Source organism: Pseudoalteromonas sp. G5_S1_14_S5 (genome assembly GCF_054968605.1).
The window spans coordinates 1-24,575 of the sequence record NZ_JBQKUM010000050.1 but is presented as its reverse complement, the minus strand read 5'-3'; the positions used below and the strand labels follow the sequence as shown (position 1 = coordinate 24,575).

Sequence of the window (24,575 nt, the reverse complement as noted above, 5' to 3'; positions counted from 1 at the left end):
TTCAAATAGAAAGTCATAGCAACTACTAAGCTAAAAACTAACCATCATTCCCTAGTCTTTGTAGATAGAGAACTCATCAGCACAAGCAACTAGCTGCTCGCGAGTCATCATGAAGACACCGTGGCCACCATTAGAGAACTCAATCCAAGTGAATGGAATCTCAGGGTACTGATCCATCATGTGAACCATTGAGTTACCTACTTCGCAGATCAGAATACCGTCATCAGTCAGGTAGTCTGGCGCGTTAGCTAGGATACGGCGAACCAGTTTAAGTCCGTCAGAACCTGCTGCTAGGCCAAGTTCTGGCTCATGAGTAAACTCATCTGGCAGACTGTTCATATCTTCTTCGTCCACGTATGGCGGGTTAGATACGATCAGGTTGTATTTCTCTTTTGGCAGATCACGGAAAAGGTCTGAACGGATTGGGAACACTTGTTGATCCATGCCGTGATCTTGAACGTTCTGCTCTGCAACTTGCAATGCATCGGTAGAGATATCAATTGCGTCAACTTCTGCTTCCGGGAATGCATGTGCACAAGCGATAGCAATACAGCCACTGCCCGTACATAGATCCATGATGCGAGTCGGCTCTTCAGTTAACCAAGGTTGGAACTGAGCTTCGATAAGCTCACCAATTGGAGAACGAGGCACAAGTACACGCTCATCGACGAAGAACTCAAGACCACAGAACCAAGCTTTGTTCGTTAGGTAAGCCGTTGGTGTACGATCATTGATACGCTTGATTACACGCTCAACAATGCGCAGACGCTCGCTGCTCGTTAGGCGAGAGTTCAATACATGTGAAGGAACATCAATCGGCAGATAAAGAGTTGGTAAAATAAGTTGTACCGCCTCATCCCACGCATTATCAGTGCCGTGACCATAAAATAGGCCTGCTGCATTGAAGCGGCTAACAGTCCAACGAATCACATCTTGAAGCGTGTGTAGTTCTGATACCGCTTCTTCTACAAAAATCTTATCCAAAATTGTCTCCGAAAAGCGCTACAATACTGCTAATTACGTTTCAAATTAGAATTCATAACCTGATGAGCAAAAAAGACACCGATTTCGATGACGATTTCGCCCTGTTCAGCGATGCAGTAAAGGGCGTTAAAAAGTTGCAACAGGATACCATAATCCAGCAGCCAAAAAGAAATGCCAAACAAAAAGAAATTACTCGAACGGCAAGACAAGCCAGTGACAGCGAGTTTTATTTCTCAGATGAGTTCATTCCGCACCTTAGCGAAGAGGGTCCAACACGCTATGCGCGTGACGATGTCTCCAAGTATGAAGTGAAACGACTTCGTCGTGGTGTCTATGTGCCAGACGTCTATCTAGACATGCATGGCATGACTCAACAAGAAGCCAAACGCGAGCTTGGCGCCATGATCGCACATTGTGTCAAAGAAAGTGTCGCGTGTGCATGTGTTCAGCACGGCATCGGTAAGCACATCTTAAAAGAGAAAGTGCCTTTGTGGTTGGCTCAACATCCAGATGTAATGGCTTTTCACCAAGCGCCTCTTGAGTTTGGCGGCAATGGTGCACTGTTAGTGTTGCTCTCTATTCCAGAGAAATAGAACGAGTCGTGATCACATCACACCAAATAACAAAGGGCCCCCAATTACTGAGGTGCCCTTTTCTATTCTGGCTGTCGCACTATGTCTTATCAAACCCTAAATTATGGGTTGATGTTCCACAGCAGCTCGCCTTTTTGTGTCTCAAGGTCGAATTCAATACACGCTAAACCTGATGTTGGGAACATCGGTGGCGCCATACCGGTTGCAAATTCAGCAGTTAAGTAGCCCACTAGAGGTAAATGAGAAACAAATAAAATGGTCTCTAGTTTTTCTACTTCAGCCATTGCCACGGCCAAATCAAACACATCGTCAGACATTCCATAAGGCGTGATGTCATCACAGGTTTCTACTTTCTTTCCAGAAAACGCCTGAGAGATCTCTAACCACGTTTCTTGTGCCCTCAAGTATGGACTCACTAGTACTTTATCGAACTCGCTAATGCCCTGCTCGTTTGCAGCTTGAGCCACCGCAAGAGACGCCATTTTACCGCGCTTAGTTAACGCTCGTTCCGCGTCCGTGTTAGCAAAATGTTCTGCTTCACCATGGCGCATTATGAATATTTTCATGTTCAGTCCTGTCTACGTAACATTTCGAAAGTCGATATATCCCATATCAGCGAAACGCTACTTAGCGTTTGGCCCTCAATCCAGAGGGAGCCGCAGTCTAAATAAATAATTATATCAAGTCACTTGCTAAAGAGTTCGACTTTCTTAACAATCTTGTTAAAAGAAAATAAATCACTGATAAAAATCGACAAAGTGATTCAGAAGTCGCCCAAAAAGCACTTCATATCCCAAAATATGATCACAAGGTTTGCACGTCGAACCATCGGGTACATAATTTAAAAACCACCTTCTACGGAGATGCTCCAGTGCATTTAAGCCCCAATGATGAACATCAATACCGTTACCTCACCTTACATAACGGATTGCGAGTACTTTTGGTTCAAGACCATAGTGCTCAAAAAGCTGCAGCTGCACTCGCCGTTAATGTCGGGCACTTTGATGATCCTGCCGACCGAGAAGGATTAGCACATTACCTAGAGCATATGCTATTTCTAGGAACTGAAAAGTATCCAAAGGTCGGAGAGTTCCAAAGTTTTATCAGCCAACATGGTGGCAGCAATAATGCCTGGACTGGAACAGAGCACACCTGCTTCTTTTTTGACGTTGAATTAAATGCATTTGAGAGCGCCCTCGATCGATTTAGCCAATTCTTTACTGCTCCTCTGTTTAACGAAGAAGCGCTAGATAAAGAGCGCCAAGCCGTTGATTCTGAATACAAGATGAAACTCAACGACGATGCGCGACGCCTTTATCAAGTTACCAAAGAGCTGGTTAATCACAACCACCCATTCTCGAAGTTTTCTGTCGGTAATATCGATACGTTAGGTGACAGAAATGGCTTCACCATTCGCGAAGAGATTCTCACATTCCACCAGCAGCAGTACTCTGCAGACCTAATGACCCTGACGCTGTCTGGCAATCAACCATTAGATGATATGCAAAACTGGGTTGAGAAGCGCTTTAGCTCCATCCCCAATCACAACCTTCAAGGCAAAATGGTTAAGGTGCCAATTGTTGGCGAATTGAGTACTGGAGTTCAGGTACACGTAGAACCGATCAAGGATGTCCGCAGACTGACCTTAACCTTCCCTATGCCGAGCATGGATGAACACTACGGTGTCAAACCACTGTCATTCTTCGCACACCTATTAGGTTACGAAGGTGAAGGCAGTTTGATGATACAGCTCAAAGAGAAAGGCTGGATAACATCACTCTCTGCTGGCGGTGGCGCTAGCGGCAGTAACTATCGTGATTTCACGGTGAGTTGCTCACTAACTATCGACGGCTTAACCAAAACAGACCACATCATCCAAGCGGTGTTCCAATATATCAAGTTGATTGAGGAACGAGGGATTGAAGAGTGGCGTTACCTTGAAAAACGTGCCGTTTTAGAATCCGCTTTCCGTTTTCAAGAGCCAGCAAGACCGCTCGATGTCGTCAGCCATTTAGTTATCAACATGCAACACTATCAACAGCAAGATGTGGTGTATGGCGACTATAAAATGTCGCATTTCGACGAAGATCTACAACGTTCACTGCTTCCTTACTTAACCGTCGACAATATGCGTGCGACCATTATTGCCAAAGGTTTTGAGTATGATAGAGAAGCAAAATGGTACTTTACGCCTTACTCAGTGACTCCTTTTACAGCTGAGCAAATTCAATGCTTCACCTGCATTAATCCCGGTTGGCAGTTTGAGCTCCCCGGTAAAAATCCATTTATTTGCTACGACTTAGACCCAGCAGAACTTGAAGGTGACGCTGAGCATCCGCAGCTGTTACAAGAGCTCGATGGTTTTAAGCTATGGCATCTACAGGATCACCGGTTTAGAGTCCCAAAAGGCGTGGTGTATATTGCCATCGATAGTCCACATTCAGTTGCGAGCCCAAGAAATATCGTCAAGACACGCTTATGTGTCGAAATGTTCCTAGATTCGCTGGAAAAAGAGACCTATCAGGCTGAGATCGCGGGCATGGGTTACAACATGTATACCCATCAAGGTGGCGTCACACTGACACTCTCTGGATTCAGTGAAAAGCAGCCACAACTGCTAAATATGATCCTAGAGCGCTTTCAAGCGCGAGACTTTAGTCCAACACGCTTTGAAACCATTAAGCATCAACTTCTCAGAAACTGGAATAACGCGTCGCAAGACCGCCCAATTTCACAACTGTTTAACGCAATGACGGGGATTTTACAGCCCAACAACCCACCTTATGCGGTGTTAATTGAAGCGTTAGAAACCATTGAAGTCGATGAACTCTCTTCATTTGTTCAAGCTATTTTGGCCGAGCTTCATGTTGAAATGTTTGTATATGGCGACTGGCGACAAGCTGATGCCCACAAGATGGCTGAAACACTTAAGGATGCCCTACGAGTTCAAGACCAGGCTTATGAAGAGTCTTTGCGCCCGCTAATCATGTTGGGTGAAAACGGTAGCTTCCAGCGTGAAGTAGTCTGCAATCAAGATGATTCAGCGATCGTGGTTTACTATCAATGCCCTGATATTTCACCTAAGAATATCGCACTGTATTCGTTAGCTAACCATTTGATGTCGGCGACGTTCTTCCATGAAATACGCACCAAGCAACAACTGGGCTACATGGTGGGTACCGGCAATATGCCTCTGAATCGACACCCTGGCATTGTGCTTTATGTGCAATCGCCGAATGCGGCTCCAGCTGATTTACTGGTCTCAATCGATGAGTTTCTCAACGCCTTTTACATGGTGTTGCTGGAGCTGAACGATTACCAATGGCACAGCAGTAAACGAGGCCTTTGGAATCAAATATCAACACCAGATACTACATTGCGAGGGCGTGCCCAGCGTTTATGGGTTGCGATAGGCAATAAGGACTTGGAGTTCAATCAGAGAGAGCTAGTACTAGAAGAGCTCAAAGGGCTCACTCGTTCAGACATGATGCGTTTTGTGGTTAGTCAGCTTAAGCCACGTACTGCTAACCGACTGATTATGCACGCACACGGCAACGCTCATAGCGAGGAAGAGAAACTATCCGCAGGTGTCGAGATTGGTTCTATTGATGAATTTCAGTTGCGCCCGAAAGATACTAAACTGGGCTAATTAACGGGCTAACAATTCAAAAGGTTGATGTGAAAACATCAACCTTTTTTATTGGGTAAAGCACAAAAGCAGATCTCCTATTATGCACCTTCGTCGCTTTAGGGGATGACATTAGTTTTGATGGAGGTGCGTTTGATTACCTGTCTCACCAACGCAATAGCTTACTTTCTATCTCTCTATCGTCATTCTAGAGAAATAGGAACAACTGAGTCAAAAAATCTCCCACACCGACCAGCTCTACCAGACAGAACACATCACTACCCCATCATTCCCGAGAAGGAGGAACGACCGAGTCAGGAATCTCACTTCTTCCACACTGCCCAGAAACAAAAAGCCCGCATCAATCGCTTGATACGGACTTAATAGTTAGCGTACTAGAAAATTACTTGTAGAAAGATTCATCTAGACCAGCACGCGCCAGTAGACCATCACATGGCGCGAAACGATCACCGTACTTCACAGCAAAGTCGTTCATCATCTCAACCAGTGACTTAATACCAATTTGGTCCATGTAACGGAACGGACCGCCCAGGAATGGAGGGAAACCAATACCGAAGATAGCACCAATATCGCCATCACGAGGGCTACGGATAATACCTTCATCTAGACAACGAACCGCTTCATTCAGCATAGGCAACACACAACGCATTGCGATATCGTTAACACTTAGCTTAGGCTCAGGTTGCAGCTTAAGTAACTTATAAACAGACTTGTCGACTTCCTTCTTCTTACCCTTGTAAGTGTAGAAACCTTTACCACTCTTACGGCCTTTACGGTTGTCATTCAGAAGAATGTCGAACACATCAGGGCCTTGGAAACGGTCACCTAACTCATTGACTAGAATCGGGATGATCTTAGCACCAATATCCACGCCTACCTCATCTAGCAAGGTAATTGGGCCAACCGGGAAACCAAAATCTAGCAGTGCACTATCCAGTTTTTCAATCGGCTCATTCGCCAGTAGCAGATGCGCCGCTTCATTCATGTATGGAGCAAGAATACGGTTTACGTAGAAACCTGCCGTGTCTTTGACAACAATCGGTGTTTTGCCTTGTTTCTTCGCTAATGCCACTACCGTCGAAATAGTCGCTTCTGACGTTGTTTCATGAGGGATAACCTCAACTAGCGGCATTTTCTCTGCAGGGCTGAAGTAATGAAGACCTACCACATTTTCAGGGCGCTGCGCTTTCTCTGCAATCTTATGGATTGGCAGTGATGAAGTATTCGTCGCGAAGATAGTCTCAGGCTTCGCATTTTGTTCAATGTCTGCAACCATAGACTGCTTAAGGTCTAGATCTTCAAACACCGCTTCGATTACAACATCAGTATGGTTGAAGCTCGTGAAGTCGATACCGCCAGAAAGCTGAAGCATCTTACTTTCAAGACCTGCACGGCTCAGAATACGACGCTTACGCTGCTTATCGAATAACTTGTAGTTGTAGTTAAGTGCGTTTAAGACACCATCATTTGATACGTCTTTAATACGAACCGGTACTTTTGCTTTCGCTACACTCACATGGCTAATACCTGCGCCCATAAGACCACCGCCTAAAACGCCAACACGCTTAACCGCTTTGGGTTCTGCATCTGCACCGTGTTCTTTCTTCATTTCAGTAGTAGCAAAGAAGATAGAACGAAGTGCTTTTGACTCAGAAGTCATGACCAGTTCAGAGAAACGCTTCGCTTCATACTGAAGACCTTTTTCAAAGCCGTTTTCTAGGCCGTAACGAATCACATCGAGAATCGCGTCAGCTGCTGGGTAGTTACCACGAGTTTTCTGATTGGTCTTCTTGGTAGCTTGTTCGAAAATCACTTTACGACCAAGACTATTGCGAGAGATCAACTTCTCTTTAGTCGAAGCTTGGCTCGTAGAAGCAAGACGCTTGCCTTTTTTGCTGCCAGTATTCTTTTCAACATAGCTTTGCGCTACTTCAAGCAAAATAGTATCTGGCACACAAGCATCTACAACACCAAGCGATTTCGCTTTCTTAGCGCGCAGTTGCTTACCGGTAAGAATAAGATCGAGTGACGGTAGCAAACCAATTAAACGAGGTAAGCGTTGTGTACCGCCAGAACCTGGCAGTAAACCTAGCTGAACTTCAGGTAAACCAAGGCGCGTCTTATCAGAATCGGTACATACACGGTAGTCACACGCTAATGCGAGCTCTAAACCACCACCAAGACATGGGCCGTGAATTGCAGCAACAACTGGGTAAGGAAGATCAGACAACGCTTGGAACATCTCCTGACCTTGGCGCGCTAGAGATTGTGCTTCATCAGCGGTTTTACACGCATCCAGCATTCGAACATCAGCACCAGCGATAAAGTTATCTGGCTTAAGAGAATGAACAATTAGGCCTTTAACGCGGCTTTGTTTTTCTTTTAGCTGTTCAAAGATGGCTTTCATCTCTTCAGCAAAAGCCGCTTGTAGCGTGTTCATTTTCTCGCCTGGTACATCAATCGCAAGCCAAGCAATGTCTTGGTCATCGATGTTAAGAGAGAATGCGGTCGCTTTCTTTTTCGGTGCTTCAGTCACTGGAGTTGACTCCGCGTTAGTGACTACTTCTTTTTCTATTGTTGCATCAAGAGTCGTAGACATTATTCTACCTCCAAGATCATTGCTGCACCTAAACCACCAGCTGCACATGCTGTATTCAGTGCCAAGCCGCCACCGCGACGTTTTAATTCACGTAACGTTTGAGTCATCATACGTGCACCAGTTGCTGCAAACGGGTGACCGTAAGCAATTGAACTGCCCAGCACGTTGAACTTATCCATATCAATCTCACCGATCGCTTTATCACGGCCAAGATTCTTCTGTGCGAACTCATCACTCGCAAACATCTTCACATTCGCTAGAACTTGAGCTGCAAAGGCTTCATGCATCTCGATAAGCGTAAGGTCCGATAGCTCTAAGCCAGTGTTTTTCAATACTTGCGAGGTCGCGTACGTTGGGCCCATAAGCATATCCGTTTCAACACCAATAGCGGAGAACGCATAGCCACGAATATAACCCAATACTTCTAAGCCTAGTTCTTTCGCTTTGCCTTCGCGCATCAACATCACAGCTGCACCGCCATCAGTTAGCGGCGTTGCATTCGCAGCAGTCACACTGCCGTATTTTCTATCGAACGCAGGACGAAGTTTGGCGTAACCTTCAACCGTAGAGTCATGACGAATGTTGTTATCTTCCGCTAGGTATTTTTTGTACGGTGCCGGAAATGCCGTCATTACTTCATCTTTAATCTTGCCTTCTTTCCATGCTTGAGAAGCCAAAGAGTGAGAACGGTGAGCAAGTGCATCTTGAGCTTCACGAGTAATACCGTGTGTCTTTGCCATCTGCTCAGCGGTTTGGCCCATCGATAAACCAGTCGAGTATTCAGCAACCGCTGGCGGAACTGGCATCAAGTCTTTCACTGAAAGTGTTTTGAGGATTTTCAGCTTTTGGCCCATGGTTTTCGTTTTGCTCAGCGCTAACAAGTTAGCGGCAAGCTTTTTAGAAACACCAATCGGCAATACAGAAGAAGAATCTGCACCACCAGCAATGCCGACATCAATCGTGCCAGCCATAATGCTTTCAGTCACATTAACTGCAGCTTGGAAGCTGGTCGCACATGCTCGAGTCACACTGTAGGCATCAGTATTGATATCCATGCCTGTGCCCAACACGATTTCACGCGCGATATTCGGTGCTTCTGGCATTTGCACTACTTGGCCGAACACGACTTGTTCGATAAGCGCAGGATCGACATCAGTTCTTGCAAGCATTTCGCTCACAACCATTTTGCCTAAGTCGACCGCAGGTACTTGACTAAATTCGGTGCTCTGACGAGCGAATGGGGTTCGTAATCCAGCGACAACGGCAACACGTTCTCCAGAACGCGTTTTGACTTCCTGTTTGCCCATGGTTTCTCCTTAAAGTTAAGAGGTCTGACCTGAAGCATTGTAAAGAAGTTGTTAATTAAATCAAACGAGCGTTTAAATAAACGTGATACGAGTATCTCACTGTCTGAAAATATAACTGCAAATTCAGGCGAACCTTTTGGGGTGAAAGGTTGTCGTAAGATGCTAAAGTATTGCGAGTAAAGACTGTTATAGCGGTGTAGGAGATGGGTTTTCTTGAGGCAAAAAAAACCACACAGTACTGTGTGGTCGGAATGTGTATAAAGCAATTAACTTAACGCCAATTGAAATAATCAGTTTCCTGATTAGGAGAAAGTAAAGTCAGCCTTCAAAAGGAAGTGCCGTCTTGCTCAACATGCTAGCCACCAATGACTAACTAGACGACAAGGCGTAATATAACTTTTTCAGGGGCTTAGATTTTGAAGTAGATCAATTTTAATGTGATTTTACGATTTCCTGCCGCTCATACGCTCTAAAGACGAAACAGATTATAAAACGAAGCACAACGTATAGAGGACAGCTATACGCAGAGCAATTATGGAGGCTCGTGTGTCAATAATAAAAATGTTTGGAAAGAAAAAAGCCAAGCGTCCGGTCAACTCTGATATGGACAAACAAAGAAAATACGAAGCACTCGTACGTGCCTATCACCGTGACCTCTTTCGCTACGCCTTTTGGTTATGCAAAGACAAAAGCATTGCCGAAGATCTAGTGCAAGAAACTTGCCTTCGTGCTTGGAAATCACTCGATAGCCTACAAGATGAAAAAGCCGCGAAGTCTTGGCTGATTACTATCTTGCGCCGCGAGAATGCTCGACGTTTTGAACGCAAACAGTTTGATCTGGTTGATATCGACGATCATGGCAATGATGCCAGTGTCAGCGATGACCCACACCATCAATACCAATGGTTGCAAGTCCAGATCATGAAACTTGAAATTGATTACCGTGAACCTCTATTTTTACAAGTGATTGGCGGTTTTAGTGGTGACGAGATCGCGGACATTCTCGACCTCAACAAAAACACGGTGATGACACGTTTATTCAGAGCTCGAAACCAATTAAAAGAGATGCTGGATACAGAAGAAGCAGAGAGGGGGCAGCATAATGGATGATTTAGAATTTCGTCGTCGTGTATTGTCGGAACCTAAACAGCGCACACAAGATATTGTTGATGCGGCTGCGAATAGCGAAGCTAACAGTCACTTTTTAGATGACGTACTATCGCTTGATAAACAGATCCACTCTGCAATGAATGTAGACGTGCCAGATGATCTTGCTGATCGCATCCTGTTCAATCAAACCTCACGCGAAGAAAGCAAAGTAGTAAGGCCTACATTTGCGAGACGAGCAATGGCAATGGCTGCCTCGGTAGCATTTGTTGCTGGTTTATTGGTTGGCCAAGTTAACTGGGGAAATGCGTTAGTCTCTCCAGCTCAAGCAAGCTTGGCTGATACAGCGATGAAACATGTTATCGATGAAAAAAGCTTTGTCAGCACCATCGATGAACAAGTTACATCACAGCAAATCAATGCGAAAATGAACCCATTTGCTTTTCAGTTTGATGAAACTTTCCCATACCACGTCTATTACCTGAACCATTGCGGTTTTGGGAAGTCTGATGCAGTGCACATGGTATTCCAGGGTGAAAAAGGCAAAGTTACGCTATTTCTGACTAGCATCCCGTCTGACAAACCGGTCGACTTTGACGAAAAAGGAATGTCAGGTTCGGTAACACCGATTGATAACAGCAGTTTGATACTCGTTGGTGAAAATGGCGAGGATGTTTCTAAAATCTCAGAAAAGCTGACGAAAATGATCAAACCGATGAGCTAATTCGCTTTCAAAGCCCCATCATAAAAGGCCCAGCAACTATATTATTGATATTGCTGGGCTTTACTTATAAATAAACAAAAAGACCATTCACATCATCAATACCTATAGAGTTAAAACTCTAAAAAGAAGCATTTCCCACCACTTTCGTGTCAGATAGGCGTCATTTCCATAATTTTCCACTCAAATTTTCCAATGGTCGGATTTGTATATCGTATACTTGCGAATAGGATCAGCCACCATGAGCAATTGCTCAAATTAATCGCCCTGTAGAGGCGGATATATAAAGGAATAAATGAATGACTACCAACAACACGCGTCTGTTTAAAAAGTCTCTTTTAGCAGTAACAATTACACTGGCGTCTTCGCAAGCGATGGCAGCAGGTTTCCAACTCAACTCACAATCAGCAACTGGTCTTGGCCGTGCTTTCGCTGGTGATGCAGTAATCGCAGATAACGCTTCAGCAATGGCTCGTAATGCAGCAGCTCTTGCATTATTCGACCGCACCGAAGTTTCATTGGGCTTTAACGTTATAGACTCCGAAGTTGAAGTCAAAGGTACAACATATTCGTCACCTCAAGGCTCTCAATCTATTGACGACACAACAAACGATGCAACATCAGTTGTTCCTAACCTGTATGTTGCGGTTCCTCTCAATGAAAAGTTTGCAGTTGGTTTCGGAGCTTACTCTAACTTTGGTACAACTAATGAGTTCGGTAACAGCTGGGGCGCTGGTACAGGTAGCGTAATTAAATCTCCTGCCGGCACTACCGTCGTTCCTGGTGCTGACGCGTTTGGTGGTACTACCAACGTAAGCTCTGTAAATCTGCTTATCGCTGGTTCTTATCGTATCAACGAGCAATGGAGCATTGGTGCTGGCTTAGACATCATTTATGGTCAAGGCGAACTAAAGCGCGACAGTACGATGAATGTTCTTACCACTCCTGACGGTGTTAACTTTACTCCTGTAGGCCAAACGACTCAAAACTTGATGGACGTAGACGCATCAGGCTGGGGGGTAGGTTTCAATGTAGGTACAGTTTACGAACTTAATGAAAACAACCGTTTCGGTTTAAGCTACCATTACAGCCCAGAAATCGAAGCAAGTGGCACAGTTTCTTACCAAGGTAACGATAATATTGGCGACCTTAAAATGCCATTACCTTCAATGGCTGAGTTTTCTGGTTACCACCGTATCGAAAACACTAAGTTTGCCGTACACTACAGCATCCAATACATTAGTTGGAGTGACTTTGATTCACTAGTAACTACTGACGGTACCAATATCAAAGATTACAAGTGGAAAGACACTTACCACTACTCAATCGGTGGTACTTATTACATCAACCAAAATTGGGAAGCGCGTATCGGATATATGTTCGATGAAGGCGTTCAAGACTCACTAACTTCTGTTTCAGTACCAGATTCAGACCGTCAATGGTTCTCAGCTGGTGCAAGCTATCACTTCAACAAAGACCAAACACTTGACCTTGGCTTCACATACCTACTTGGTGAAGACGTAAAAGTTGAAGATACGATCAACGGTGGCGCAGAAAATGGTGGTTTAAGTCTAAATACGACAACTAAAGCTACTGCTATGTTATTTGGTGTTCAATACACGCACAGATTCTAGCACCAGTCTTATTTCAAATCCAAAAGGGTCGCTTTATGCGACCCTTTTTTATTATCTAAGCCACTGACCAACATCGATTTAAGCTTACAGCTGTAGCCTACACAGGCTATTTATTGCTACAAGTGTACGCTCAAATTCGATAACACACTCGAAACATTCAGACTATTAAACTAATAATCAGTTATATTTCATCATTTAATCGCTAAAATACTGTTTTAATCGAATTTCATTTTTAAAGTAATAACTCTAAAAGTAGAATCGTGACACTAAATACTTATAATTCAGCGAACATAATAATGAAAATGAATAAGACTCCTTTATCTACTGCAGTGGCAGTTGGACTACTTTCAACCTCTACTGTGACTCAAGCAGCAGGCTTTCAACTGGCAGAATACTCTGCAACAGGCCTAGGCCGTGCATACGCTGGTGAAGCAGCAATGGCTGACGGTGCAGACGCACAATGGCGTAACCCTGCAATGCTAACTTACCTAGAAGGTACTCAAGTTTCAGTTGGAGGTATCTATGTAGATCCAAATATTGATATCGACGGTACATCAACTTCTGCTTTTACAGGTGCTAAATCCCCATCTAACTCTAGTGATTTTGCACATAGCGCAGTGATCCCAAACTTTTATGTTTCTCATAAGTACAACGACAAGTTTGCACTAGGTTTTGCTGCTGGTACTAACTACGGCATGGAAACAGACTTAGGCAAAGATTTTGGTGGCGCAAACCACGGTAACGAAGCAAGCGTTAAAAGTATGGAGCTAAACCTGAACGCCGCTTACCAAGTACTTGAAAGCGTATCTATTGGCGGCGGTATTCGCTACGTAATGGCTGAAGGTAGCTTTGGTGCTGTTGCTAGCACTCAATCGCCATTAGCTGGTACCACTTTAAAATACATGGAAGGTGATGACACAGCGTGGGGCTGGCAAGTTGGTACAGCTTGGCAAATCAATGAAAACAACCGCTTAGGCTTTACCTACAAGTCAGAAGTAGACCTAACGCTTGAAGGCCACGCTAACGGTGTCGCTTTTGATGCTGTTGCTGGTGCTTTAGGTTCTCCCGTGAAGTCAAAATACAACGGCTCAATGGAACTAGCTTTACCAGCTACAGCGGAACTGGCAAGTTTCCACCAACTTACCGATAAGGTAGCCGTTCACGCGAGCGTTAACTGGACCAACTGGAGCAGCTTTAAAGAGCTAGTTGCAAACATTCCTGAATTCGGCCAAGCTCGAACTCAAGATATCAAAGAAGAAAACTGGGAAGACAACTACCGCTTTGCACTTGGTACCACTTACCAAATGACACCTAAACTGGCTCTGCGTTCTGGTATCGCCTACGACACTTCAGCGGTAAGCGAAGAGCACCGCACTGCGACGATTCCTGAAACAGACCGTACTTGGTTGAGTATTGGTGCTGGCTACCAATGGTCTGAACAACTAACACTAGATGCTGGTTTCACTTATATTCTAGCGAAAGATGCTAAGATGCATGAAAGTGATGCCGCTGCGGATTTATTTGGCGGCAGCTTCGAAGGTGAAGTGACTGGTAGCATCTGGCTAGTTGGTGTACAAGCTAACTACCGCTTCTAATCTTTCTGACTTAAACTAAAGTCATAAGCAGTAAAAAGGCTCGATATTAATATAACATCGAGCCTTTCTTTTATCGCTTTTCTACATCTAAATCTAGTAGTCGTCTAGATAACCATCGATGAAATCTTCTTCTTCAAGATCCACCTCTTCTAGTTCAATCTCAGCTTTAAAATCACGGCGTTGGATGTAGACATCACGTGTTAACGCGTATGGATCTGGAGAGTCATCTAACAAGGCTTCTTGAGATACTAACTGAGCACGTGTTTCCATCCCTTCAAAGGCCCACTTGCCCAGACCAGCCCAAACGTTCAACAAAGACAGAGGCACATAGAGGCTGTCCACCTGACTCGTCACTTCACGAGTCGTGACAGGACCATAACCTGGCACCATAAAATACGGCCCATTTCCTACCCCGTAATGACCAATTGCATCAGAGAAAGATTTATCATCATATTTGGTGACCCCGGCTTCGCTGGCAATATCAATCAAACCTAACAAACCAAACGTCGAGTTAATCCAAAAACGATTAAAATGGTCAACTGCTTTTCTGCCATTACCCATTAGTAAGTTATTTACCATACTGGCTGGTTCGTCTAAATTGGCGAGAAAATTGGAGATCCCTGTGCGAATGGGGGCAGGTGTGTAATCAACATAAGCGACAGACACCGGCCGAACCAAATAAGGATCTAAGTAGTCATAATTGATCGTCCACATCGCTCGGTTGAAACCTTCAAAAGGATCATTAGGGTGGGAATCTTCGACGTATTCAGAGGTTTCAAGATTATTATTGCTTTCATCTGGCGCACTAGAGCAGCCCACCGTAAGGCTTGCGATAAAGAGTAAACTCGAGAGTCTTAAAACACTGACAGACATATCACCTTTCCATAAGGAATAATAAAAAGGCCAGCAATCGCTGGCCTCAATTGTTGGCGTAAGTCTATACCGTTTATATAAAAATCGGAATAGCTACCCCCTATGCAAAATGCCAATTAATATTGCTTGTTGATGTTAATTGTTACTGGCGTACCCAATTCCACCACTTTACTTTCCCCATACCAATCACCATCTCGGGTTGAGACATCACCATCAGAATCAAGCCTCGCTCTCACCATCAAAGTATCAAGACTAGACAACTTTAGACCTTGGATCATGCTATTACCGTCATCAAGTACAACTGTACGAGGGAATGAACCCAGCGGATAACGTGCCGCAGCAATGGGCATACGTGAGCCATCCGCTCGGTGCACAGAGACAACGAGCACTGACTTAGGGTCGGCATCCACATCAGCGGAAAGTTCAAGTGTCACTGCCACACTCTTGCCTTGACCAACACCCATCGCATCACCCATTTTCTTCTGAGCACTTTCGATACTGCGAGAAAGCATTTCGTAACGGCTGTCTTGTGGACCGATCATCTGTTGCATGATACTCCAGTACTTAACCGCACCTGGGTAATCTTGACGCTCAAATGCATCGAATGCGAGTAGCGAGAAAACACGAAGATCAACGTAATCGTTTTGAACCAAACGACTTAGAAGCAAGCGAGCTTGGTTTTGCCCTGCCTCATCAGGAGACAACATCAGTGCTTGTGCAAAGCCCAGTTGAACGTCTTCGTCCTTAGGCTCTAGCTTATAAGCACGCTCCATCGCATCAATAGCGGTTTGTGCATCACGGTTAGCTAGCGCAATACGACCTAGTAACAGCCAACCCGTTGAATCTTTTGGTTGGTAATGCAAGCGAGTACGTAGTGCTAGTGTCAAATCTTCTAGCTCATCGTCGGTTAGCGTACCACCTTCTGATGACATCAACTTTTTAGACAGCTCAGGAAGATTACTAGTGACTTCTTGCCAGTGTTGCACTTTGTCTAGCGCACCAAATTTAAAGTACATACCGAAGGCAACTGCAACAACCAAGATAATTGACGGAACAACCACGACAAGCGTTGAGATATGAGTCTTTTTAATTTCTTGTTTAACAGGAACATCGTCAAGCAGAGATTGTTTCAAATCAGCGATCAGCTCCTGTTGGTTATCAACAAGCCCTTCCTCTGCCTCTACTTCTAACTCATTAAGACGATCTTTGTAGAATGCTTTGTTCAACTCATCACGAAGTACATCATCGTTGTTTGCCTTTTTATTGATAAACGGCAGAACAATCATCAAGATTGCCGCTAGCGAAAGGATAATGGTCGAAACCCAAAATAGAGTCATTACTGTTTATCTCCGTCGTTCTCTTCATCGAGTAACGCTTTTAAACGTGCTTCTTTGTCTGCATCCCAGTCTTTGTCTGACTCTGTTGCCGCTTGTGATTTTGACTTTCTGCTTCGTAAAATGATCAAGCCAAATCCAAACACAACCACTGCAAATGGACCAATCCAAAGGATCGAAGTCGCAAGTGTTAGTGGCGGGTTGTAAGTAACGAAGTTACCGTAACGAGCAATCATGTAATCAATGATGTCTTGCTTCGACTTACCATCTTTTGTCATCTCGTACACTTTTTGACGCAAGTCGACCGCTAATTCAGCATTCGAATCACCAATCGTGTTGTTCTGACATTTAGGACAACGCAGCGTGTTGCTGAGCTCTTTAAACTGCTGTTCTTGGTCAGCATTATCGAATTCATGAAGTTCAATAGGCGCAGCAAACACAGTCGCTGAAATCGCAAACGTAGCAAATAAAGTAATCAGAGCCTTCTTGATCATTTCGCTTCCTCTAACAACTTGTTGTACATCGGCTCAAGCGTCGATGCCCAGTTCGTTGGGTTAACATCACCCACATGGCGATAGCGGACGACACCGTTAGCGTCGATTAGGAAAGTCTCCGGAGCACCATAAACGCCAAGATCTAGGCCTAACATGCCGTTACCATCGAATAGGCTAATCAGATATGGGTTCCCCAACTCTTTTAGCCACCCCAAAGCCTTATTACGTTCATCTTTATAGTTTAAACCAATAACCTTAACGCCCTTGTCAGCAAGCTGATTTAAGTAAGAATGCTCTGCATAACAAGTGGGACACCAAGTTGCCCAAACATTTAGTAACAGCGGTTCGCCTTTAAAAATAGCTTGGTCATGAAGCTTGCCTGGTTGCTCTAAGTCTTCTAAATCAAACTTGGGTACAGGCTTACCAATTAACACTGATTCAAGTTTAGTCGGGTCATCACCCGACTGGTTGCGCATCAATTGTGTTGCAAATATTCCGGCTAGAACCATAAACGCAATTAATGGAATGAATAAAATCTTTTTGCTCATTCGAGTTAAATCTCCTGTTCTTTGGCCGACTTTTTGGATGGTTTACGGAAGCGGTAACGACGATCACTGATAGCAACAATACCACCTATTGCCATGATCAAAGAGCCCGCCCAAATCCAACGCACAAATGGTTTGTAGTAAATACGAACAGCCCAAGATTTGTTGTCGTCTAAACGTTCACCCATAGCGATGTAAAGGTCACGAGTTAACCCACGGTCAATTGCTGCCTCTGTCATCATAGACTTAGCAGTGCTATAAAAGCGTTTTTCTGCATGAAGTGTGTTGACGTACTTACCTTGTTTTGTGATTTCAAAGTCAGCAATGTAACCATCGTAGTTTGGACCGTCTTTATCTCGAACACCCGTGAATAAGAAATCATATCCTTCAAGCTGATAACTCTGCCCTGGAGCTAGACGAACATCACGTTCGATACTGTAATTCTGTACCATCGCGATACCAATTACAGTGACCGCTAAACCAATGTGACCACACACCATAGCCCAGTGACTGCGTGGTAGCTTAGTCAGACCTTTCATAAATGTATGACGGTGAGTCGCGCGCTCATGCAGTTCGAAGCCATGCATGGAGATGATCCAGAATGCCATCACCCAACCAGCAAAAGCAGTACCACTGAAACGATCAGCTAGTATCGTAACCAATAGCGCACTCAATCCTAACGAGAGTACACCTGAAATTACCATCGGCTTAACAAGCTTAGATAAGTTGTCACGCTTCCAACGGATAAGAGGACCGATACCCAATAGGAACGAGAACGGAATCATTAACCAGAAGAACAGCATATCGAAGAATGGCGCACCGATAGATACCGAGCCCAAACCTAACTGTTTGTGAACAAGTGGTAGTAGAGTACCGACTAACACCACCACTAGCGCAGCAATCAACAGGATGTTGTTACCTAGCAGTGCGTTTTCACGGGAGGCTAGATCGAAGTTACCGCGAACACGTACTGATGCACCTTTCACCGCAAACAGCAATAGTGAACCACCGATAACGAATACCAAGAAGCCTAGAATGAACATACCACGAGCCGGATCCGACGCAAACGCGTGAACCGACACCAAGATGCCCGAACGCACTAAGAAAGTGCCTAGTAAGCTCAACGAGAATGCAGAGATTGCAAGTAGTACTGTCCAAGCTTTAAACGTACCGCGTTTTTCTGTAACCGCAAGCGAGTGCATTAGCGCTGTACCTGCTAGCCAAGGCATGAACGATGCGTTTTCTACTGGATCCCAGAACCACCAGCCACCCCAGCCAAGTTCGTAGTAAGCCCACCAAGAACCTAGCGCGATACCAATTGTTAGGAATAACCAAGCCGCAATAGTCCAAGGACGAGACCAACGAGCCCAAGCCGTATCCAAACGACCACTCATTAAAGAAGCGATAGCAAAAGAGAAAGCGACTGAGAAACCTACATAACCCATGTAAAGCATCGGCGGGTGAATAATCAAGCCCGGATCTTGCAGTAGCGGGTTCAAGTCACGGCCATCAACAGGGAAGAAAGGCAGTGTTCGCAGGAATGGGTTAGACGTTACGGTAATGAACAGTAAGAAGCCGACAGTAATCACGCCCATGATACCCAATACGCGAGCTACAGACTCTTGAGGCATACCTCGGCTAAATGTCGCTACCGCTACCGTCCAACCAGCTTGGATAAGCACCCAAAGCAGCAATGAACCTTCGTGTGCACCCCAAACGGCCGTAATTCGATAGTACCAAGGCAGTTGGCTGTTTGAGTTACTTGCAACGTATTGAATCGTAAAATCATTTGTGTAAAACGCGTAACACAAGATAAAGAACGAAATCGCTAAGAATCCGAACATGCCCCACGACAAAGGTCGTGCGCTGTTCATCAGTAACGTGTTGTTTCGAGCGGCTCCATACAATGGGAGCACGCTTAGCAGCAATGCAAGTCCCAAGGACAGGATCATCGCAAAATGGCCGATCTCGGCTATCATTGAGCTTTTCCTTCTTTTTGTTCAGTCGTGTATTGCAAAGGCTCATGTGTTTTCTTCATTGCTTCCGCAACTTCAGAAGGCATGTACTCTTCATCGTGCTTCGCCAACACCTCAAACGCTTCGATTGTCGTTGCGTCTTTCAAGACACCTTGAGCAACAATACCTTGGCCTTCACGGAAAAGATCTGGAAGGATACCATCGTATAAAATTGTTACTTTGGGGCCGACATCAGCTAAATCGAAGCTAACTCGCAATGATTCGTTATCACGGTTCACAGAACCAACGACAACCATGCCACCAATGCGTAGGCGCTGACCAACTTCAGGTTTCTTACCATCTTTACCGTTCACAAGTTCAGTTGGCGTGTAGAACAGATCCATGTTCTGGTTTAGTGCATAGACAATCAATCCAACAGTTGCACTGATACCAAAAAAGATCGCTAAGACAATGCTCAGTCTCTTTTTGCGTCTTGGGTTCATAGAGTGTTCTCCATATTTTTTGCTGCATCGATACGAGCTTGACGGTCTACTTTAGCTCGTACTTCCGTTAGTAACTGGTTACCACGACGAATGCTTACAACAAGTAAGACGATCATCGAGAAAAATGTGATTCCAAATGCGCCCCATACGTAGGAGGCGTAACCACCCATAGCAAAAAAATCACTCAAAGATTCAAAATACATAATTACCTTCCTACTACGCTTTATCAGCCGCAAGCTTGCGAACCCATGGACGATGACTTTCTTTGCTAATGATTTCGTTACGGAAACGAATCATAGTCAGAGCTCCAAAGAAAAAAGCGAAGCCGAAGATGTTAAGAAGAAGCGGCCATAACATGTCACTTGAAATCGAAGGTTTTGCGAACTTAGTGATCGTCGCACCTTGATGAAGTGTGTTCCACCACTCTACCGAGAAGTGAATGATAGGGAGGTTAATCACGCCGACAATAGCCAAAATACCAGCCGCTTTAGCTGCTGTTTTTTGGTCATCAAACGCGTGATGTAGTGCAATAACACCGAGATATAGGAAAAGAAGGATCAACTCTGAGGTTAGGCGTGCATCCCAAACCCACCAAGCGCCCCACATTGGCTTACCCCAAACGGCACCAGTCAGTAGTGCGATAAAGGTAAACACAGCGCCTATCGGTGCCATCGCCAATGCCGCCATGTCAGATAGTCTTACCTGCCATACCAATCCAATGAACGCTGCGATCGCCATCGACATATATACGCCCATCGACCAAATGGCAGAAGGAACGTGAATGTAGATAATTCGGAAACTATCACCCTGTTGATAATCAGAAGGGGCGAACGCGAGGCCCCACACCGTACCGACGGATAGACACAATAGCGCTAGGATTGAGAACCACGGCAGAAGTTTACCAGCAAGCTGGTATGACGTTTCTGCTTTGGCATAGGGATGGAGCCATTTCCACATTTGTAATCTCACTCTTACTTCATATTGCTTACAGCTACTAAAGCTATAATTATAATAATATATTTGTTCTGCTATCTGTTTTGCTGACTCTATGAGTCTCATCGAACACTTTGGTTCACTTTAGCTATACGATACTGGTACCGTTATCAGTTCACACTCACACGAAGTGCGGCACTGATTGCAAAAGGAGTTAGCGTCATCGCACCCATCAACATGGCGCCAAGAATCGCTAATTGACCATTGTAGGCAACGCCCAACGCCGCAGCGTCAATCGCTGACGTTGCGAAAATCAAAATAGGGATGTACAACGGCAAAATTAGCAGGCTCAGTAACACCCCGCCCTTCTGTAACCCAACCGTCAAAGCAACACCGATCGCACCGATAAAGCTCAAGACTGGCGTTCCGACAAGCAAAGTCATTACGACAGAGAGCCAAGTGTCAAAATCTAATGACAACAAGACAGCCAATAATGGGCTAATTAAAATTAATGGTAACCCAGTCAATAACCAGTGTGCTATGACCTTGGACAATATTACTAACTGCAACGGGATGGGCATGAGCATCATTTGTTCAAGTGCACCATCTTGAAAATCATCACGGAAAAGACGCTCAAGAGAAAGCAATGCAGAGAGCAACGCGGCAACCCAAACAATACCCGGGGCAATACGTGCAAGTAAGTTGGGCTCTGGACCAATACTCAAAGGAAAAAGTGTAATCACAATAATGAAGAACCATAGCGGGTTAAAGATATCCGCCTGGCGTCGAAAAGCGATAAGCAGCTCACGTCGGATAATCGTGGTCATTGAAGAGATCATATTACTCACCCAACTTTATTTTTCTTAGTTTCGGGCTATCAGCAAACATATCTTGGTGAGTAGTGAGTAACACAATCCCACCGTTATCCGCATGCTGAGAAAAAAGCGATTCTAGAACCTTAACGCCCTGCTTATCAATCGCAGTCAACGGTTCATCGAGAATCCACAACATCTGCTTACTCAACCAAAGACGAGCTAAAGCTACGCGACGTTGTTGGCCTGCAGACAACTGACCCGCAGGCACATCTTCTCGGCCAGCAAGCCCTACCTGAGCAAGCGCCTGATAAAGCTCTTCCTTGTTCGTTTCGCCACAATGAATTGACTGGTAGAAACTGAGGTTCTCATAAGCGCTAAGCTCGCGCTTTACACCAGTTTGATGGCCAAGAAAAAGCAGGTTTTGATGATACACATCTCGACTTGATTCGATTGGCTCGCCATCCCAAGAAATAGTGCCTTCATCACGATCACCTAAACCAGTGATAATCCTAAGGAGCGTCGTTTTTCCTGTACCGTTTCGACCTTCAACTTGAACCAATTCTCCTGGCTTCAATTGAAAAGACAACGATTCAAACAGAACCCTTTCGTCACGAATAGCAGTTAAATTTGAGACTTCTAGCATAGGTAAATTTAGTCGAGAAATGAGAGGGATATAGTAGCACACCAATCTGGTGACAAAACAGGACTAGGCGTTTTCAGTAGAACAAAGTCGGTAAGAAACTGTTACTACTGCATCACAATTTATATATTCTGACCAAAAATGAGATATTGCAATAGTAACAAGCACTTATAAACATCGTTCTATAAACAGTTACTCAGGCACAAAAAAAGAAGCCGAAGCTTCTTTTTAGAGGAGTGTGTGACAAACAGAATGTGTCTATCACGAATAGCGCTCAATTTAACGGTGTCGAGGTGGATCCCTGCGATCACGAGAGGCGGTGGGATGCCCATCAAACGAGGAAGGGTCGCTTCGTAATGAAGGAATTTTCTCTTTACCGGCAAGCTTGTTCTGCAGAGACATCATCAGCTCAGCTTCAGCTTTAGGTAATTCACATTCTTCAATTAACTCGTTAATCCCAGCGCCAAGCTGAACCATTTTCGTTGCACGAGTGTACAAACGTCCATCGGTATCCGCATGTTCCAGCTCGACAATACGTTCATTCAGGTGTTTGATTAGATCTTGTTGTTCAGTCACTTTCTGGCCAAGGCCAACCACAACCGAGCGAACTTCTAGTAATTGCTTACTCGACTTTTGTAGCTCTTTGTCCAAGTTTCGAACTTGCAGACGTGACTGGTCTAATTGCTTTTGAATCGCACTTTTTACTTTGCTAATCAAAACCACAATGAATAACGTAAAAACCCCAACTCCAGCGATCAGTGCAGCAGGGCTTAAAGGAAGCGCTTCAAACATTATAGGTGAGCCATCTCATCCCATTCGTCTTCGCTTAGTAGTTTGTTTAGATCTACTAAGATAAGCAGCTTGCCATCGCGGTTGCTAACGCCCTGGATGAACTTCGCGCTTTCATCAGTACCAACACTTGGTGTTGTATCGATTTCAGAAGAACGTAGGTAAACCACTTCAGCAACGCTATCAACCAGGATGCCAATAACTTGACGCTCAGATTCAATAACGATGATACGCGTATTATCCGTGATTTCACCTTGCACTAAACCAAAGCGAGAGCGAGTGTCGATAACAGTAACAACGTTACCGCGTAGGTTAATAATACCTAGCACGTAGTCAGGAGCACCTGGTACCGGAGCAATCTCACTGTAACGCAGTACTTCACGAACTTGCATTACATTGATGCCGTAAGTTTCTTCTTCTAGCTGGAATGTTACCCATTGAAGTACTTCGTCATTCGTTTGATCTTTTCTTACTTCAACTTCACTCATTTGAGACATAGATAATCCTCTTGCCGTCGTTACCGACCACTATTATTAACTTGATGCTTTTGTTGTACCAGTCGTGGTACTAGCTCAATGCTTTTACATCTAACCCTGCATTTAGCATGGCGATTAATGCTTCGACATGGATCAAAGCACACATTTTTTCTTTTACCATACCAGCGAGCCATGGGCGTTTTCCTGCCATTTCTCGCCAACGTACTTTATCAGTATTCAGCAGCTCGGTGCCTTTAAGCTCAGTGCTTGCAAGCCCCCACACGCTTTCTCCAAGCATCACTATATATTGATAGTTTTCTTTGTATTCGTCACTAGCTAACTTCTCAGCCATCACCCATTTTGCGGTGTCGACCACATCTAACTGGCTTTCTCGGTTGGTTTGTAAACCCAAGTACCAAGATGGTTTTCCAATAATATGATTGACCTCTTCGAGGCGATGGATACCACCCAGTTCATCTAGCGGTACCGCAAAGGTCACGCCATTGACATCGAAATACAAAACTTGGAAGTCTTCTGTTCGAGCCGTACTTTCCCAAGAAGTAAACTGCCCTGCACCGCCCGCATGTGTTTCTGGCTTAGTCGCGGACTCAATGTCAGGAGCATCGGCTTCGATTTCAGAGTCTTGCTGCTCAACGACTAGAAGCTCTGCTTCTGCTGTTGGTTCTTCGATTGGCTGCAGTTCCACTTGAGGTTCTGCCGCTATCGATAAATCTGCTTCCGGAAAACTCCAGTCTTGAATCTCTGGCTCTAATGAGATTTGAACCGACTCGACCGCTGCATCAAACATTTGAATGTCTGCTTGCTGAACGATTTTCTGCGTGTTCTGGTCCATCAACTCGTCAAGGTTCTGTTCCTCAACAACATTGGTTGCCTCTAGCCGACTCAGTAGCTTCTGAACGTCCTCTAGATTAGGTACTTCAAACTCAGCTGCACGTATTTCGGCGTAGCTTGAGTGATGACTCGCTAATTGACGCTCTGGCTCTGGCTCTGGCTCTGGCTCTGGCTCTG

At 44.8% G+C, this 24,575-nt stretch carries 23 protein-coding genes; 6 read left to right on the top strand and 17 right to left on the bottom strand.

The genetic code is table 11. The features are described from left to right. Nucleotides 1-51: 51 nt before the first annotated feature. Nucleotides 52-984, bottom strand: a complete 933-nt coding sequence (gene prmB, locus ACTRWI_RS15195) for a 50S ribosomal protein L3 N(5)-glutamine methyltransferase (RefSeq protein WP_499132544.1) — start codon at nt 982-984, stop codon at nt 52-54. A 62-nt stretch (nt 985-1,046) separates the two neighbouring features. Here prmB and smrB point away from each other — a divergent pair, with 62 nt between their 5' ends. Beyond that, nucleotides 1,047-1,577 (top strand): endonuclease SmrB, encoded by a 531-nt coding sequence (smrB, locus tag ACTRWI_RS15190; RefSeq protein ID WP_063523588.1) that lies wholly within the window; start codon nt 1,047-1,049, stop codon nt 1,575-1,577. 101 nt (nt 1,578-1,678) lie between these two features. Here smrB and sixA read toward each other — a convergent pair whose 3' ends face one another. Then, nucleotides 1,679-2,143, bottom strand: coding sequence for a phosphohistidine phosphatase SixA (gene sixA / locus ACTRWI_RS15185; RefSeq protein ID WP_499132542.1), 465 nt, complete (start codon nt 2,141-2,143; stop codon nt 1,679-1,681). Between the two features lie 305 nt (nt 2,144-2,448). On the opposite strand from sixA, the gene ACTRWI_RS15180 reads away from it, so the two are divergent. After that, nucleotides 2,449-5,226 (top strand): insulinase family protein, encoded by a 2,778-nt coding sequence (locus ACTRWI_RS15180; RefSeq protein WP_499132540.1) that lies wholly within the window; start codon nt 2,449-2,451, stop codon nt 5,224-5,226. A gap of 382 nt (nt 5,227-5,608) precedes the next feature. Here the strand turns inward: ACTRWI_RS15180 and fadJ are convergent, their stop codons facing one another. Together fadJ and fadI are read right to left on the bottom strand one after the other, a co-directional pair. Next, nucleotides 5,609-7,825 carry a fatty acid oxidation complex subunit alpha FadJ gene (gene fadJ / locus ACTRWI_RS15175; protein WP_499132538.1) on the bottom strand — a complete coding sequence of 739 codons (2,217 nt, stop codon included), beginning with the start codon at nt 7,823-7,825 and terminating at the stop codon, nt 5,609-5,611. Beyond that, nucleotides 7,825-9,132, bottom strand: a complete 1,308-nt coding sequence (gene fadI / locus ACTRWI_RS15170) for an acetyl-CoA C-acyltransferase FadI (RefSeq protein ID WP_019824831.1) — start codon at nt 9,130-9,132, stop codon at nt 7,825-7,827. The genes fadJ and fadI overlap by 1 nt, the downstream gene beginning before the upstream one ends. Before the next feature lie 561 nt (nt 9,133-9,693). On the opposite strand from fadI, the gene ACTRWI_RS15165 reads away from it, so the two are divergent. From ACTRWI_RS15165 to ACTRWI_RS15150, 4 genes are all read left to right on the top strand, one after another. Continuing rightward, nucleotides 9,694-10,242, top strand: coding sequence for a sigma-70 family RNA polymerase sigma factor (locus tag ACTRWI_RS15165; RefSeq protein WP_499132562.1), 549 nt, complete (start codon nt 9,694-9,696; stop codon nt 10,240-10,242). Then, complete coding sequence (locus ACTRWI_RS15160; RefSeq protein ID WP_499132535.1) at nt 10,235-10,963, top strand: DUF3379 domain-containing protein; 729 nt, start codon at nt 10,235-10,237, stop codon at nt 10,961-10,963. The genes ACTRWI_RS15165 and ACTRWI_RS15160 overlap by 8 nt, the downstream gene beginning before the upstream one ends. Nucleotides 10,964-11,259: 296 nt before the next feature. Next, the gene (locus tag ACTRWI_RS15155; RefSeq protein ID WP_499132533.1) at nt 11,260-12,594 is read left to right on the top strand and encodes an outer membrane protein transport protein; all 1,335 of its coding nucleotides are present in this window, start codon (nt 11,260-11,262) and stop codon (nt 12,592-12,594) included. Nucleotides 12,595-12,896: 302 nt separating this feature from the next. Continuing rightward, nucleotides 12,897-14,189: an outer membrane protein transport protein gene (locus tag ACTRWI_RS15150; RefSeq protein WP_499132561.1), complete on the top strand. Its 1,293-nt coding sequence runs from the start codon at nt 12,897-12,899 to the stop codon at nt 14,187-14,189. Nucleotides 14,190-14,282: 93 nt separating this feature from the next. Here ACTRWI_RS15150 and ACTRWI_RS15145 read toward each other — a convergent pair whose 3' ends face one another. The 13 genes from ACTRWI_RS15145 to ACTRWI_RS15085 form a co-directional block, all read right to left on the bottom strand. Beyond that, entirely contained in the window at nt 14,283-15,062 is a 780-nt protein-coding gene (locus ACTRWI_RS15145; RefSeq protein WP_499132531.1) for an MlaA family lipoprotein, read from the bottom strand. Between the two features lie 116 nt (nt 15,063-15,178). After that, nucleotides 15,179-16,399: a c-type cytochrome biogenesis protein CcmI gene (gene ccmI / locus ACTRWI_RS15140; RefSeq protein ID WP_499132529.1), complete on the bottom strand. Its 1,221-nt coding sequence runs from the start codon at nt 16,397-16,399 to the stop codon at nt 15,179-15,181. Beyond that, the gene (locus tag ACTRWI_RS15135) at nt 16,399-16,890 is read right to left on the bottom strand and encodes a cytochrome c-type biogenesis protein (RefSeq protein ID WP_499132527.1); all 492 of its coding nucleotides are present in this window, start codon (nt 16,888-16,890) and stop codon (nt 16,399-16,401) included. Before ACTRWI_RS15135 ends, ccmI begins: the two co-directional genes overlap by 1 nt. Continuing rightward, complete coding sequence (locus tag ACTRWI_RS15130) at nt 16,887-17,438, bottom strand: DsbE family thiol:disulfide interchange protein (RefSeq protein ID WP_499132525.1); 552 nt, start codon at nt 17,436-17,438, stop codon at nt 16,887-16,889. The genes ACTRWI_RS15135 and ACTRWI_RS15130 overlap by 4 nt, the downstream gene beginning before the upstream one ends. A 5-nt stretch (nt 17,439-17,443) precedes the next feature. Continuing rightward, a complete protein-coding gene (locus ACTRWI_RS15125) occupies nt 17,444-19,414 on the bottom strand; it encodes a heme lyase CcmF/NrfE family subunit (protein WP_499132523.1) in 1,971 nt (656 codons plus the stop codon). Beyond that, on the bottom strand, nt 19,411-19,893 hold the full coding sequence (gene ccmE / locus ACTRWI_RS15120; protein WP_499132521.1) for a cytochrome c maturation protein CcmE: 483 nt from the start codon (nt 19,891-19,893) through the stop codon (nt 19,411-19,413). The genes ACTRWI_RS15125 and ccmE overlap by 4 nt, the downstream gene beginning before the upstream one ends. Beyond that, nucleotides 19,890-20,096 carry a heme exporter protein CcmD gene (gene ccmD, locus ACTRWI_RS15115; protein WP_499132520.1) on the bottom strand — a complete coding sequence of 69 codons (207 nt, stop codon included), beginning with the start codon at nt 20,094-20,096 and terminating at the stop codon, nt 19,890-19,892. Before ccmD ends, ccmE begins: the two co-directional genes overlap by 4 nt. 13 nt (nt 20,097-20,109) lie before the next feature. Further along, nucleotides 20,110-20,850 carry a heme ABC transporter permease gene (locus ACTRWI_RS15110; protein WP_004739880.1) on the bottom strand — a complete coding sequence of 247 codons (741 nt, stop codon included), beginning with the start codon at nt 20,848-20,850 and terminating at the stop codon, nt 20,110-20,112. 146 nt (nt 20,851-20,996) lie between these two features. Continuing rightward, nucleotides 20,997-21,665 carry a heme exporter protein CcmB gene (ccmB, locus tag ACTRWI_RS15105; protein WP_499132519.1) on the bottom strand — a complete coding sequence of 223 codons (669 nt, stop codon included), beginning with the start codon at nt 21,663-21,665 and terminating at the stop codon, nt 20,997-20,999. Between the two features lies 1 nt (nt 21,666). Then, on the bottom strand, nt 21,667-22,284 hold the full coding sequence (ccmA, locus tag ACTRWI_RS15100; protein WP_004739877.1) for a cytochrome c biogenesis heme-transporting ATPase CcmA: 618 nt from the start codon (nt 22,282-22,284) through the stop codon (nt 21,667-21,669). Nucleotides 22,285-22,560: 276 nt separating this feature from the next. Beyond that, a complete protein-coding gene (locus ACTRWI_RS15095) occupies nt 22,561-23,073 on the bottom strand; it encodes a DUF2802 domain-containing protein (protein WP_499132517.1) in 513 nt (170 codons plus the stop codon). After that, nucleotides 23,073-23,558 (bottom strand): chemotaxis protein CheW, encoded by a 486-nt coding sequence (locus tag ACTRWI_RS15090; RefSeq protein WP_499132559.1) that lies wholly within the window; start codon nt 23,556-23,558, stop codon nt 23,073-23,075. The genes ACTRWI_RS15095 and ACTRWI_RS15090 overlap by 1 nt, the downstream gene beginning before the upstream one ends. A gap of 79 nt (nt 23,559-23,637) precedes the next feature. Continuing rightward, nucleotides 23,638-24,575: chemotaxis protein CheW (locus ACTRWI_RS15085; protein WP_499132515.1), on the bottom strand; the 938-nt coding region annotated here is incomplete at its 5' end.